Source organism: Actinoplanes sp. NPDC026623 (genome assembly GCF_040638275.1).
GTDB lineage: Bacteria > Actinomycetota > Actinomycetes > Mycobacteriales > Micromonosporaceae > Actinoplanes.
Genome location: NZ_JBEZXZ010000020.1, coordinates 1 through 14078, shown reverse-complemented (window position 1 = coordinate 14078; position 14078 = coordinate 1). Strand labels below are relative to the sequence as shown.

Annotated in this window: 13 protein-coding genes; 4 read left to right on the top strand and 9 right to left on the bottom strand. The window is 70.5% G+C overall.

Translation table 11 applies throughout. The annotated features are described in order from the left end of the window. From AB0F10_RS08945 to AB0F10_RS08910, 8 genes are all read right to left on the bottom strand, one after another. Positions 1 to 852 (bottom strand): carbohydrate ABC transporter permease, encoded by an 852-nt coding sequence (locus AB0F10_RS08945; protein ID WP_360621636.1) that lies wholly within the window; start codon positions 850 to 852, stop codon positions 1 to 3. After that, a complete protein-coding gene (locus tag AB0F10_RS08940; RefSeq protein WP_360621634.1) occupies positions 849 to 1781 on the bottom strand; it encodes a sugar ABC transporter permease in 933 nt (310 codons plus the stop codon). Before AB0F10_RS08940 ends, AB0F10_RS08945 begins: the two co-directional genes overlap by 4 nt. 11 nt (positions 1782 to 1792) lie before the next feature. Further along, positions 1793 to 3112 carry an extracellular solute-binding protein gene (locus AB0F10_RS08935; protein WP_360621632.1) on the bottom strand — a complete coding sequence of 440 codons (1320 nt, stop codon included), beginning with the start codon at positions 3110 to 3112 and terminating at the stop codon, positions 1793 to 1795. Between the two features lie 93 nt (positions 3113 to 3205). Next, positions 3206 to 3877, bottom strand: coding sequence for a hypothetical protein (locus tag AB0F10_RS08930; protein WP_360621630.1), 672 nt, complete (start codon positions 3875 to 3877; stop codon positions 3206 to 3208). Between the two features lie 195 nt (positions 3878 to 4072). After that, the gene (locus AB0F10_RS08925) at positions 4073 to 7171 is read right to left on the bottom strand and encodes a GH92 family glycosyl hydrolase (RefSeq protein ID WP_360621628.1); all 3099 of its coding nucleotides are present in this window, start codon (positions 7169 to 7171) and stop codon (positions 4073 to 4075) included. Between the two features lie 127 nt (positions 7172 to 7298). Then, positions 7299 to 7766, bottom strand: coding sequence for a hypothetical protein (locus AB0F10_RS08920; RefSeq protein WP_360621626.1), 468 nt, complete (start codon positions 7764 to 7766; stop codon positions 7299 to 7301). Between the two features lie 26 nt (positions 7767 to 7792). Beyond that, positions 7793 to 8428 carry a DNA-3-methyladenine glycosylase gene (locus AB0F10_RS08915; protein ID WP_360621624.1) on the bottom strand — a complete coding sequence of 212 codons (636 nt, stop codon included), beginning with the start codon at positions 8426 to 8428 and terminating at the stop codon, positions 7793 to 7795. Between the two features lie 204 nt (positions 8429 to 8632). After that, a complete protein-coding gene (locus AB0F10_RS08910; protein WP_360621622.1) occupies positions 8633 to 9400 on the bottom strand; it encodes a CAP domain-containing protein in 768 nt (255 codons plus the stop codon). A 161-nt stretch (positions 9401 to 9561) separates the two neighbouring features. On the opposite strand from AB0F10_RS08910, the gene AB0F10_RS08905 reads away from it, so the two are divergent. From AB0F10_RS08905 to AB0F10_RS08895, 3 genes are read left to right on the top strand one after another with little or no spacing between them, the layout of a single operon-like run. Next, positions 9562 to 10038, top strand: a complete 477-nt coding sequence (locus AB0F10_RS08905; protein ID WP_360621620.1) for a type II toxin-antitoxin system PemK/MazF family toxin — start codon at positions 9562 to 9564, stop codon at positions 10036 to 10038. Positions 10039 to 10076: 38 nt separating this feature from the next. Beyond that, positions 10077 to 10658: a hypothetical protein gene (locus AB0F10_RS08900; protein WP_360621618.1), complete on the top strand. Its 582-nt coding sequence runs from the start codon at positions 10077 to 10079 to the stop codon at positions 10656 to 10658. A gap of 12 nt (positions 10659 to 10670) precedes the next feature. After that, entirely contained in the window at positions 10671 to 11324 is a 654-nt protein-coding gene (locus AB0F10_RS08895) for a nucleoside monophosphate kinase (protein WP_360621616.1), read from the top strand. Between the two features lie 14 nt (positions 11325 to 11338). On the opposite strand, the gene AB0F10_RS08890 is transcribed toward AB0F10_RS08895, so the two are convergent. Beyond that, on the bottom strand, positions 11339 to 12100 hold the full coding sequence (locus AB0F10_RS08890) for a UDP-galactose-lipid carrier transferase (RefSeq protein WP_360621614.1): 762 nt from the start codon (positions 12098 to 12100) through the stop codon (positions 11339 to 11341). Positions 12101 to 12201: 101 nt separating this feature from the next. Here AB0F10_RS08890 and tyrS point away from each other — a divergent pair, with 101 nt between their 5' ends. Then, a complete protein-coding gene (gene tyrS / locus AB0F10_RS08885) occupies positions 12202 to 13443 on the top strand; it encodes a tyrosine--tRNA ligase (RefSeq protein ID WP_360621758.1) in 1242 nt (413 codons plus the stop codon). Positions 13444 to 14078 lie beyond the last annotated feature (635 nt).

The window sequence follows — 14078 nt, the reverse complement described above, 5'->3', positions numbered from 1 at the left end:
TCACCCCTTCAGGCCGCTGCCGGCGATGCCCTCGACGATGTTCCGCTGGAACAGCAGGAACACGGCGACCAGGGGAACCGCGCCGAGGATGGCGGAGGCCATCGTGTCGGCGTACCGGATGCCGAACGAACCCTGCACGGTCGCCAGGCCGACCGGGATCGTCATGATGTCGGGGTTGCTCAGCACGAGCAGCGGCCACAGCAGGTCGTTCCAGGACTGCACGAAGGTGAAGATGGCGACGGCGGCGACCGCCGGGCGGGCCAGCGGCATGATGATCCGGCGATAGATCCGCAGGTAGCCGGCGCCGTCCATGCGGGCGACCTCCTCCAGCTCGCGGGGCAGGCCGTCGAAGAACTGCTTGAAGATGAAGACGCCGATCGCGGTGGGTATCTGCGGCAGGCTGACGGCCCACCACGTGTTCAGCAGCCCCAGCGCGTCGAACTCGCGGAACCACGGCACGATCAGCACCTGGCCGGGGATCATGATGCCGGCCAGCACGCCCCAGAAGACCACGTTGCGGTAGCGGAACCGCATCCGGGACAGGGCGTACGCGGCCAGGCTGGCCACCAGCACCGTGCCGGCCGCCGACAGCGTCGCGATGAACAGGCTGGAGCCGAACCAGGTCACGATGTCGGTGTCGCGCAGCACCCGGCCGAACGCGTCAAGGGTCGGCTCGGCGATCGCCCAGGTGGTGCGGGTGGTCTCGGAGTTCGGCTTGAGGGCGGTGTCCAGCGCCCAGGCCAGCGGCACGATCCAGATCAGCGCGAACGCGATCAGCACCCCGAGGCAGATGCGGTTGAAGAGCTTGACCCGGAACTCCGCCCGTTGCGCGAGGTCGGTCACGGTGGTCACACCTCCTTCTCCTGGCGCCGGACCAGGGCGAACCAGACCGCCGAGACCCCGAGCACGACCAGGAAGAACAGCATCGAGACGGCGGCCGCGTAACCGACCCGGAAGTTGGTGAAGCCCTCGTCGTAGACGTACTCGAGGATCGAGCGGGTGGCGAAGTTCGGCCCGCCCGAGGTCATGATGTACATCTGATCGAAGACCTTGAGCGAGGCGATCACCTGCAGCACGGCCACCAGGGTCGTGGTGCGCCCGAGCATCGGGATGGTGATCTTGCGGATCTGCTGCCAGGGCGACGCGCCGTCCATCGAGGAGGCCTCGTAGAGGTCGCGCGGTATCTCCTGCATGCCGGCCAGGTAGAGCACGAAGTTGAAGCCGAGCGTCCACCAGATGGTGGTCATGGCCAGCGACGGCATGGCCCAGTTCGGGTCGCCGAGCCAGTTCGGCGAGGTGACGCCGATCTTGCCGAGGGCCGTCTCGATCAGTCCCAGTCCGGGCGTGTAGATGAAGATCCAGATGAGGGCCACGACCGCGGACGGCAGGATATAGGGCGCGAAGAACGCCAGCCGGAAGAACCAGCGGCCGGTGCGGGCCCGGTCGGCGAGCAGCGCGAACGCGAATGCGAGGACGATCAGCGGCGGCGTGGTCAGGATCGTGAACCACACGGTGTGCCACAGCGACGACCAGAAATCGCTGCTCTGCAGCGCCTCGGCGTAGTTGCCGAAGCCGGCGAAGCCGGACAGGCCGGGCTTGACCAGGCTGGTGTCGAAGAAGCTCATCACCAGGCCGTACAGGGCCGGACCGACGATGAACGCCAGGTACAGCAGCAGGAACGGCGCCAGGAAGCCCAGCGCGGGCAGGCCGGTGCCGCGCGGCCGCTCCGGCGGGACCTCGGACTCGGCGGCATCAGGGCGTACGGCGGTCTCGGTGGTCACCAGGCACCCCCTCAGATGGGCGACGCGGTAGTCGACAGGTTCTCCAGCTGGCCGCGCATCTGCGCCAGCGCGTCCGCCGGGGCCCGCTGGCCGGCGAGGACGGTGGCGATCGCGGAACCGGCGACGATCTCGAAGTTGGAGCCGGATCCGGAGTACCAGCCGTCCGGGTCGTAGACCGCGCCGTCGGCCGCGGCGGCGTAGTTCGACTGCGGCGTCATGCCCTTGTATTCGGCGCTGTCGCGGAACGGCAGCCAGGCCGGCACGTGTCCGCCCTCGGCCCAGGTCTTGCTCTGGTCGAGCATCGAGCGGACCAGCAGCAGCGACCGGTTGACCTGCTCCGGGTCCCGCGCCGGCTGGCGGGGGATGACCAGGGTGTGCGAGTCCGCCTGCACCGCGTAGCGGGTGCCGCCGTACAGGTTGGGGAACAGCGTCATGGAGAACGGCATCTTCGCGGTCTGGAAGGTGGAGATCTCCCACTCGCCCTGGAAGTAGAAGCCGGCCTGGCCGTTGGCGAAGGTGGCGATGGCGCCCTGGTAGTCGATGTCGGCGGGGAAGAGGCCGTCGTGGGTCAGCGACCGCAGGAAGGTCAGCACCTGCGTCGCCTTGGCGTCGTCGATGACCACCCGGCGGCCCTCGTCGGCGAGGGTCTCGCCGCCGAGCTGGCCGTACAGCGACTGGAAGATGCGCCACGGGGTCGACGTGTCGTTGTTGATCGACACCACCCCGCCGTACCCGCCGGAGGCCTCCTTGGCGCGGCGCATCGCGTCGGTGAACTTCTCGGGAGTGTCCAGCGGGGTGAGCGCGCCGGCCGTGTCGAGCAGGCCGGCCTTGTCGCAGATGTCGGTGTTGTAGAACATGACGAACGGGTGGGTGTCGATCGGGATCGCGTACGCCCGGCCGTCGACGAGCCCCGCCTGCCAGGCCCGCTCGGTGAACTTGTCCGCCGAGATGCCGTGCCCGGCCAGGTCCTCGGGCCGCAACTCCTCCAGCAGGTCGGCGGCGACCAGGTTCTTCATCCTGGTCAGGTGCGCGACCGCCACGTCCGGCGGCTTCTCGCCGAGCGTGGCCAGCGACAGCTTGGTGTAGTACGGGTTTCCCCAGGCCAGGGTGACGGCGCTGAGCTCGATGCCGGGGTTGGCGGTGCGGAAGCCGTCGAGCATCTGGTTCATCCGGACGCCGTCGCCGCCGCCGAAGAGGTTCCAGTAGTCGAGCGATCCGCTGCTGTCCCGCCCCGGGGACAGTCCGCCGCAGCCCGCCGTACCCACGCCCACCAGCCCCAGTGCGGTTGCGGCGGCGGTGCCGCGCAGCAGTTCGCGTCGGGTCAGTGTCATGAACGGAGCCTGCCGCCGGGGCTCGGAACGAGTCCAGGAATCGGTCTTCGCAAGACGAGAAGGCCCGGACGCGAATCGAGAAGGATCCCTTAATTACTCCTCGGCGGCGTGGCGCTGCCCTTCCTCCGGCCGAGGGTCGCCGGCGGCCGCAGCCGGCGTGATCTCCACCGTGTCGACCTCGGGCCGGTCGGCCCAGAGGGCACGTAACTGGCCCTGCATGAACGAGGTGAGCCGCCTGCGGTACTCGCGGTCGAACTGCTCCAGCGATTCGATCTGCTGCTGCAGGGACTCCCGCTTGGCGATCAGGCTGCCGACGGAGTCCTCGTAACGCTGCTCCGCCTGCGACTTCAGGTGCTCGGCGTGCCCCTCGGCGTCGCCGATGATCGTCTTGGCCTGGGTGTTCGCCTCGGCGAGGATCTGGTCGGCCCTGCGCTGCGCCTCGTCCGCGCGGATCCGCGCGTCCCGCGCCGCCTGCTCGGCGGTGGCGCGCGCGTCGGTCAGCACCTTGTCCGCCTCGCAGCGGACGTTGTGGGCGTGCACCTGGGCGTCCCGCGCCGACTGGTCGGCCGTGGCCTTGGCGTCGGTGCGGATCTTCTCCGCGTGCCGGTTGGCGGCGGCGATGTGCTCCTCCGCCGTGCGCTGGGCCAGCGTCAGCACCTGCAGCGCGTTGTCCGTGCGGGCCGGTCCGCCGGGAAGGGCGGGGTGTTCCGAGGTCACGCCCTCCGGGGCCGTGCCGCCGATCACCGCCTTGACACGAGCCCTCATCTGACTGTCGTTCACGGGAGACCTCCAGTTCGTGTCAACGAGCCGTCCGGCCGGACCCACCTGCGGCCCGGCCATCCTGATAACGGTTGAGACACGGATCCCGGCGCGGTCTCCGGCCGGTTCATTAGGACATTCGCGACATTGGCTACCCGGGGACGGGAGCCGCGGGACCCGGCGCCCGCCCCCGGGCGGTCTCTAGTTGACGAGGACCTCGTAGATGCGTGCCGCGGTGTTGCCGTCGGACGCCGGCGTGACGACCGCGACCCGGACATAGCGGGCGTCCACGTTCACCGCCGTGGTGGTCGAGTCGGCGGTGTTGCCGCGGACCTGCGCCCGGGTCGTCCAGGCCGACCCGTCGTCCGACGTCTGAATGTCGAAGTCGCGGGTGTTCCACGCCGGGTACTCGCCGCCCGCGCCCGCGTGCCGGATCACCACCGAGCCGACGCGCTGCCGGGTGCCCAGGTCGGACTGGACCCACTTCGTCGCGCCCTGCGAGCACCACTTGTCGTTCCAGCCGCCCAGCCAGCTGCCGTTGAACGCCTTGGCCGGGCCCTCGTTCGCACCGCAGGACGAGTCCGCGCCCGCCGGGCGGTTCAGGGCCAGGTCGGTCGGTGCGCTGCTCTCGCCGTACACCTCGAGTTCGTAGATCCGGGCGGCCGAGTTGGTGTCGTTGGCCGGCTGGCTGGTCTCGAAGCGCACGTACCGCGCGGTGCGCGCGGCGATCGGGGTGTAGGTCCGGCTGCTCTTCGATGCGGTGACGGTGACCGCGTTCGACCAGTTCGTGCCGTCGGTGCTGGTCGAGATGGTGAACGCGCCGGTGTTCCAGTTGGTGACCTCGCCGCCGAGGGCGGCGTGCTTGACGATGAACGACGACACCGTGCGCGCCGAGCCGAGGTCCACCTGCAGTTGCCGCGGCGCGGTGCCGGAGCACCACTTGCTGTTGCCGGCGAGCACGCCGTCGACCGCCTTCGGCGCGGCCTCCGCGCTCCCGCACGCCGTGGATCCGGTCGCGGCCCGGCCCAGGGCCAGGTTCGCGCCGAGGTCCGGTTCCGCCGCCGGCTGGTCGGCGCCCGCGGCGAAGCTCGGTGGTACGTCCGAAGCGCCCGTGCCCCAGGTCGAGGGGCTGCCGCCCATGGTGAGGGCCACCGTCGCGCCGTTCGCGATGTCGCCGTACCGCAGGTAGCTGTGGCTGGTCGAGGCTCCGCCGACGGACAGCGACTGCACGTAGGGGCTGGTCGCGCTGCCGCCGGTGATCGTGATGTTGCCGGGCGCCCGCTGGATGAGCACGCTGGGGAAGATCCCGCCGTGCACCGCGAGCGTGTCCGCGCCCGGCGTCACCGGATACATGCCCAGCGCCGACCAGACGTACCAGGCGGAGGTGGCGCCCAGGTCGTCGTTGCCGGGCAGGCCGCCCGCGCCGGTGGTGAACGATTCGGCCATGATCCGGCGCACCGCGCTGCTGGCGCCGGCCGGCCTGCGCGCGGCGTTGTAGGTCCACGGCACATTGTGCTCGGGCTCGTTGCCGATGTAGAAGTACGGCCGGCTCAGCCCGCCGTTGAGCTCGGTGAAGTGGTGGTCGAGCCGCTGCGCCGCGGTGGTCGGCCCGCCCATCAGGGTGATCAGCGCGCCGAGGTTGTGCGGCACCATCCACGAGTACTGCGCGGCGTTGCCCTCGACGTAGGGGCTCTCCTGCGCCGGGTTGAGCGGCGCCGACCAGCCGCCGCCGCTGTCGCGGGTGTGCAGGTAGGACGACTCGCCGTTGAACAGGCTGCGCCAGTACTGCGAGCGGCTCGCGTACGTGTCGCGGGCGGCGGTGTCGCCGAGCGCGCCGGCGAACTGCGCGATGGCGAAGTCGGAGGAGGCGTACTCGAGGGTCTCCGACGGGTTGCCGGGGATGAAGTGGTTGCTCTGGTAGACGGACTGGTTGCCGCGCAGCACGACGCCCTGTGTCGAGCCGCCGCTGCCGCTCTTCTTCATCAGCGCCAGCGCGGCGGCGGTGTCGAAGTCGCGCACGCCGAACGCGTACGCGGCGGCCACGATGATCGGGCCGGGGTCGCCGGGCATGACGAAGTCCTCGACGGTCTGGTGTGACCACTTGGGCAGCAGGCCGCCCTGCTGGCCGTCCAGGACCATCGACCTGACGATGTCGGTCATCACGTCCGGCGCGATCAGGGCGACCAGCGACGCCCAGGACCGGTAGATGTCCCAGCCGGAGTAGTTCTGGTAGACCGGGTGCGAGGCGGTGTGCACCGCGTTGTCGAAGCCGCGGTACTCGCCGTTGGTGTCGCTGGACAGGTTCGGGTTCTGCAGCACGTGGTAGAGCGCCGTGTAGAACTTCTGCAGGTCGGTGGCGCCGCCGCCGGTCACCTGGACGCGGTTCAGGGCGGTGTTCCAGGCGGCGCTCGCGTTGCCGCGTACCGTCGCGAACGAGGCGGCCTCCGCGGTGGCGTTGTTCTGCGCGTTGGCGACGCTGACGAACGAGATGCCGACGGTGGCGTTGACGACGGCGTTCGAGGTGGTGTCGAACGTGACGTAGGCGCCGGTGCTGGTGCCGCTGGTGGTCGCCGAGCCGGCCGTGACCGTGCCGCCCTTGAAGGTGCCGAAGCCGGTCGGCGTGCGGTCGAACAGTATCGAGTAGTACATCTTGAACGTCTTGCCGCCGCAGAAGCCGCCGGCGGTGTGCTCGCCGTACACCCGGTTGCCGGAGACGGTGACGTTGCCGTCGCGGTCGCCGGTGGCGGAGCGGCTGGCGTTGACGAGCACCCGGGCCGTGGTGCTCGCGGGGTAGGTCAGCCGCATCGCGCCGGTGCGCTTGGTGGCGCTCAGCTCGGCGTCGACGCCGTACTTGTCGAGCCGGTTGCGGTAGTAGCCGGGCGCGGCGGACTCGTTGGCCTTCGTGTACGCGGACGCGTAGCTGGTCCAGCTGGATCCGGGTGAGGAGCCGATGTTGCCGGTGATCGGCAGGATCGGGATGTCCTCGTTGTTGGGGCAGCCGGCGCCGTTGAAGTGGGTGAGGCTGAACGACTCGACGGTGCGGTCGCGGTCCCGGTAGCCCGACGGCGATCCGGTGGGGGTGTCGGGGCTGAACTGGACCATCCCGAACGGCACGGTGGCGCCGGGGAAGGTGCTGCCGCCGGCGCCGCCGCCGACCGGGTTCGGGGAGTTGCTGTCGTCGGTGCCGATGAACGGATTGACGTATTGGGCCAGGTCGAGTTCGGCGGCGGCCTGGGCGGGCTGCGAGACCGAGAGGACCGCGGCGGCGAGGACTGCCGCCGCGGCGAGGGTACGGAGCATAGGGGTGCCGTCCCTTCGATGTGACAACGATGTCAAGAAAGCGTGACTTATAGAAGCACGCTGATATAACCAGTTGTCAATACGTGGACCAAGCACCGGGAGCGCGTCGTTCCCGTCCGGACCCGCTCTAGCCGGTACGCAGGGCACGCCGCTCGCGCAGCAGCGACGCGGCCGCGAGGGTGCTGCCGCCGACGCCGAGGCCGCCGAGCATCCCCAGCGCGAACCGCTGCTGATAGCCGATCAGCCGTTCCTGTGCGGCGCTGTCCCGGGCGGGCACGTTCACGCTCATCCCGGCGAACGCGGTCATCCCGGCGACCCAGAACGCGAGCAGCAGCAGGCCGCTGAGGACCAGCCCCCAGTGCGGCAGCTCGGGCGGCGCCCACACGGTACGGATCCAGCCGCTCTGCGGCTTGCGGCCGCGGACGATGCGGCGGTTGGTGATGAGCCCGGCGGTGAACCCCGGCAGCACGAGCACGGCGGCGACGATGACGGCGACGGCGGTCGGGAGCAGCCGTACCCCGGCGAACAGCCCGCCGATGAGCGCCGCCGCCCACCCGACGCCGGCCACGCACAGGAGATCCAGCAGCAGCAACATCCGACGTGAGATCACTAGCTGGGACGCTATATCCCGGTACCGCCCAGCGTGGGTAGATCGCGCCTTTTCCGCGGGGAGTGTCGGCGGTAGGCGCTGACGGTCGGGTCCCCGGCGACCCAGAACCGCCACGGCGTGTCGTGCGCGGAGGTCACCCCGACCCGCGGCCCGGCGGCGATGCTGTCCGGGCTCAGCGCCCGGTCCGGCGCCCGCAGGGTCGCCGGCCCGCTGCCGTCGACGACCGAGGTCGCGTTGGCCGACCGGTCCAGGCCGAGCGCCTGCATGAGCTTGGCCGGCCCGGCGGCGAGATCCGCATCCCGCTTCGCGGCCGGCCGCCGCTGCCGGGCGAGCGGGAGACCGTCGACCACCTCGCCGGCGCGCAGCAGAACGGCGGCGGCGACGCCCTCCTCGCCGCACACGACGTTCGCGCAGAGGTACATGCCGTAGATCTGGTAGACGTACAGCCGCCCGGCCGGGCCGAACATCACCGCGTTGCGGCGGGTGACGCCCCGGTGCGCGTGGCTGGCCGGGTCCTCACCCAGCCCGCTGTACGCCTCGACCTCGGTGAGCCGCACGGTCACCCCGTTGGCGGTGAGCAGCCACCCGAGCAGCAGGCGCGCGGCCTCGTCCACGGCCGAGGCGGGCAGGTCCAGCCACGATGTCATCCGCACAGCGAAGCACGGCCTGACACGCCACCCGGCTCGCGGGTGTTCACCGTGCCGGGCGGGTGGGTCCCGTCGGGCGGGTACGCCGGACCGGACCGCACCGGCCGCCGGGCCGGGTCGGTCCGAACGGCCGGGTCGGGCCGAAGAGGAAGAGCAGGCGCAGGCGCCGGCGTCGTGCTGGCCCGCTCGGGCCGACCGGCCCGGTCATCCGACGAAGTCCTGTGTCATCCAGACGATGCCCTTGCCGTCGCGCACAACGCTCAGACCGATCCGGGTGAAGCTCTTGCTGAGCAGGTTCCTGCGGTGGCCGTCCTCCGGCGCGACCTCGGCGAGCATGCTGTCGGTCAGCCCGTCGGCGGCCCTGATGATCGCGGAGTTGCCGGAGTTCGCCGAGCCGAAGCCGATGTTCTCGCCCGCCGAGGACCAGTCGACATTCTGCGCGCTGAACCGCTTGCCGATGTCGCCCTCGCCGGAGCACTGGTGCTCCAGGCCGCAGCCGTTGATCATGAGCTGATTGTGCAAGGCCGAGGCCTTCGACAGCGAGGAGTCCAGCCGATAGGCCGGCAGGCCCTCCTTGTCGCGGGCCGCGTTGATGTGGGCGAGCACCTGATCGAGGACCGAACCGCTGGTCGCCGGGGCCTCGGCCCGCTTCGTCGCGGGCGGCGCGGTGGTCTTGCGCCGGGTCGGCCTGGGCTTCGGCCGGGACGTGGTGGCCTTCGGGGCCGGCCTCGACGTCGGCGTGGCCGGGCTCGGCGACGCCTCGGCGTCCTCCAGCAGCAGGTCGGCGCCCGGGTCCTCGGTGGCCTCGGTCGCCACCAGCGGGGTGTCGGCCGAGGCGCGGTTCGTGGCGTCGGGGCTCTGCCGGTCCAGCCCGACCGCGGCGAAACCGACTCCGATGACTACGGCGGTGGCACCCGCCACCAACGTGAACCGGGCTCGATGAGTGGCGGACATCGACACGGGCTCGGTCACCTCGGTAATCGCGGCTGCAGGCCGCGGGCGCGGCAGGTCTGCCACACCGGCAGCGCACCGACTATGAGTGGTGACGCCCGCGCGCGGGCGTCACCTCAGGTGCGCTTAAGGATCGACTCACGAAGACATAAGGAGCCGGGCCCTGCCGATACAGTGCGCGGGTGAGCAGACTCCTCAAGAGCATCGCCGGAACGCTGCGCCGGGTCGCGGGACGCCGCACCCCGGCGCCCGCCCCGCCCGCGCCGCGACCCGCGCCCGCCGCCGCCCGCCGCGGCCGCCACCTCGAGTACTCGCCGAGCCTCGACGGCGACGCCGACCCGGGCGAGATCGTGTGGACCTGGGTGACGTACGAGGACGACCCCAGCCAGGGCAAGGACCGCCCCGTGCTGGTCGTCGGGCGCAACGACCGCACCCTGCTCGGGCTGATGCTCTCCAGCCAGTCGGAGCGCGACGGCCAGCGCGGCTGGCTGGCCCTGGGCCCGGGGGCCTGGGACCGCGAATCGCGCCCCAGCTGGGTGCGGCTCGACCGGGTCCTCGAGGTCGACGAGGTCGGCATCCGCCGCGAGGGCGCGATCCTCGACCGGGCCAGGTTCGACCGGGTCGCCGGCGCGCTGCGCAGCGACCACGGCTGGGCATGACGCCCGGACCCGGCGCGGAGCCCGCTACCGTGGCCGGCATGGATGCGGACAACATGGTCGGTTTCGGCGGCAAGCAGGCGTGGCTGGCGGTCCGCGACGGCGATCCGGTGCGGGTGCTCGAGGCCCTCGGCCTGCGCGACCTCGGCGAGGTCCGCTGGCGCGACGGCATCGACCTGGCCCACCTGACGGACGACCGGGTCGCGGTGACGCCGCCGCTGCCCGGAGCCCGGGACACCTCCTGGGTGCTCGCCGTCGGTCGCTACCTGCTGCGCCCGGACACGGTCGTCGACGTCGTCGACCTGTCGGCGCGGCTCGGCACCGAGGTTCAGTTCTTCGCCACCCACCGGGTGACCGAGTCGCACCGCTGGCAGCGCGCCGTCGACGGCGAACTCGTGCGGACCTTCGGCTACGTCGGGCAGACCGGCGACGTGACCTCGTGGCACGGCGATCCCGACCCGGCCGAACGCGCCGTCGGCCTGCCCGCGACCTTCGTCGACGAGGAGAGCACCGTGCTCGTCTCGGAGCACGACGTGCTCACCGTCGCCGACGGGTGGAGCATCGACCCTGCGAGGCTCGACGGGAAGGCGCCGGGCCCGCTGCGCGTCGGCGCCGCGGTCTGAGGAGGGGACACCATGCGCAAGTACGTGATCATGGGAGTGCAGGGCAGCGGCAAGGGCACCCAGAGCACGATGCTCTGCGCCGACCTCGACCTCGTGCACATCAGCGTCGGTGACCTCTTCCGCTGGCACGTGCAGAACCACACCAAGCTCGGTGCCCAGGTCCGCCGCGCGATGAGGGCCGGCGAGCTGGTCGGCGACGACCTGGTGGAATCGGTCGTCCGGGGCCGCCTCGACCAGCACGACTGGAACTTCGGCTTCGTCATCGACGGTTTTCCCCGCAACGGGCGCCAGGCCGAGTTCTTCATGGAGAGCTACGACATCGACGGCGTGATCCACCTGGAGCTCCCCGACGACGAGGTGCGCCGGCGGGTGCTCAGCCGGCGGCTCTGCCCGGGCTGCGGCATGGACTACAACCTGATCGCCGACCGGCCCGAGGTGGAGGGCCGCTGCGACATCTGCGGAACGGCGCTGATCACCCGCGAGGACGACACCCCGGAGGCGCTGGCGGCCCGGCTGCGCGACTACTACGAGAAGACCAGGCCGGTGCTCGAGCTGTTCCGCCGCAAGGAGGTCATCCACGACGTCTACGCGGGAACGGCGGTGGAGCAGGTGCAGGCCGGCATCCGGGAGACCCTGGGACTGCCGGCCTACAACCCGAAGAGCTGACCCGGGCCGCCGCGTCAGTCGGCGTCGTGCAGGTCGTAGCCCCGGGCGGTGAGGTCGGTCTCGAGGGTGCGGCAGACGTGTTCGAGGACGGCGACCCTGGCGTAGGGCTTGCTGTCACCGGCGACGATCTTCCAGGGTGCCCGCCGCTTGTCGGTCCTGGTGAGCATGGCCTCGATGGCGGCTTCGTAGTCGTCGCGGCGCTCGCGGTTTCGCCAGTCCTCGTCGGTGAGCTTCCACGAGCGCAGCGGGTCCTGGGCGCGGGCCTCGAAGCGGCGGAGCTGTTCCTCGGGGGAGACGTGCATCCAGAACTTGATCAGGATCATGCCCTCGGCGGTGAGGGTGCGCTCGAACTCGACGATCTCGTCGTAGGCGCGGGTCCACTGCTCCTTCGAGGCGAAGCCCTCGACGCGTTCGACGAGGACGCGGCCGTACCAGGAGCGATCGAGGACGGTCATGCCGCCCCAGCCGGGCAGGACGGGCCAGAACCGCTGCAGGAAGTGGTGCCGCTTCTCGTCGTAGGTGGGCGCGGCGAACTGGGAGACCCGGACGTGCCGGGGGTCGAGGGGGGCGACGAGGCGCTTGATGGCGCCGCCCTTGCCGGAGGCGTCCCAGCCCTCGAACAGCACGCAGAGCGGCGGGCCGATCTTGTGGTGGCCGAGTTGGCCGCCCAGCAGCAGCCGGAGCCGCAGCAGGCGCTGCTGCGCGGTCTCGAGGCGCCGCCGGCCGTCCTTCTTCGCGAGCGTGGCGGACAGGTCGACCTTTGCCAGGCGGGTCATGGCATCAGCCTCGCATCCGGGCGCGAGGAGGGCATCCCGAAACCCGGTGTGACCGGGCCCGGGAGATGCGCGACAATTCGGCGGTGACTCTCGTTGACGACATGCAGTGGCGCGGACTGATCCAGGACTCCACCGACCCCGAGGAGCTGCGCAAGCACCTCGAGGGCGGCCCGATCACGTTCTATGTGGGCTTCGACCCGACCGCGGCGTCCATTCACGTCGGCAACCTGATGCAGGTCGTCACGGCCCGCCGCCTGCAGCTGGCCGGGCACCGGCCGCTGCTGCTGGTCGGCGGCGCGACGGGCCAGATCGGCGACCCGGGCGGCAAGTCCGCCGAGCGCGTGCTGAACCCGCGTGAGGTGACCGCCGGCTGGGTGCTGCGCATTCGTGACCAGCTGTCCCCGTTCGTCACCTACGAGGGCGCGAACGCGGCGACGATCGTCAACAACCTGGACTGGACCGGCGAGCTGTCGGTCGTCGACTTCCTGCGCGACGTCGGCAAGCACTTCCCGATCAACAAGATGCTGGCCCGCGACGTCGTCAAGAACCGCCTCGAGACCGGGATCAGCTACACCGAGTTCAGCTACCAGCTGCTGCAGGCGAACGACTTCTACGAGCTGCACCGCCGGCACGACTGCTCGCTGCAGTTCGGCGGATCCGACCAGTGGGGCAACATCACCGCGGGCGTCGACTTCGTGCGCAGGCGGGGTGCGGGCCCGGTGCACGCGTTCACCACGCCCCTGGTCCTGAAGGCGGACGGCACCAAGTTCGGCAAGAGCGAGGGTGGCGCCGTCTGGATCGACCCGACCATGACCTCGCCCTACGCGTTCTACCAGTTCTGGGTGAACGCGGACGACCGCGACGTCAACGGCTACCTGCGCTACTTCAGCTTCAAGACCCGCGAGGAGATCGAGGAGCTGGAGAAGGCCACCGCCGAGCGGCCGCAGGCCCGCCTGGCGCAGCGCGAGCTGGCCTGGGAGCTCACCGCCCTGGTGCACGGCGAGGAGGAGGCCCGGCAGGCGGTCGCGGCCAGCCAGGCGCTGTTCGGCCGCGGATCCCTGGACGAGCTCTCGGCGGACACGCTGCGGGCCGCGCTGTCCGAGGCCGGCCTCACCGAGGTACGCGGTGAGCTCCCGGCGGTGACGGCGCTGCTGCAGACCGCCGGGCTGGTCAAGAGCGGGGGAGAGGCGCGCCGGACGATCGCCGAGGGCGGCGCCTACCTGAACAACGAGCGCATCACCGACCCGGAGGCGACGGTGCCGGAGTCGGCGCTTCTGCAGGGCCGCTTCCTGGTCCTGCGCAAGGGCAAGCGCACCTTCGCCGGTGTCGAGGTGCTCCGGTAACCGGCCGGGTCCGATCGCAGGGGCGGCGTCCGGCCGAGGCCGGGCGCCGCCCTCTTTGGTGCGCCGGGCCGCTCAAATCCCAGGTCAGGGCCGGTATGGCGGTGCGCCGGAGGGCCTTCCCCGGTGCTGTGGTCCGGGACACGGGGGGCCGATTTGGCGCTCTGGGTAGGACCGGGTAATGTTTTGCGAGCCGGCAGGGAAACGGGCGAGGCAAGCAGAACGAACCGAGAGATCGGGGAGATCAGCTACCGGCCGTCCTGCCAAACTCCAAGGAAATTGCATCGGGTAGGGTCGTGCGCGGCCCAATTCGAAGTAACGGATTTGGGGAACTTGCGGGAAATGCTCTGAAGCAAACCGGGAAACACTGGATTTGACGCAGAGAAATAGCGCGAGTAAAGTTGAGCGAGTGCCCCGGGGACGGGTTGCCTGGTGAGGGTGACGGTTTTCCGGTGTGTGGTTGTTCTTTGAGAACTCAACAGGGTGCTAGATAAGCCAGTGCCAATTGGTTTTGTCATGGCTGGTTCGCTTGCCTTTTGGGGTGGGTGTTCTGGTTGTGGTTTTCCTTTGGCAACAGAATTTGTTTTTTGTTGCTGGGAGAGTTTTTCAACAGGTTTTTGTTGGAGAGTTTGATCCTG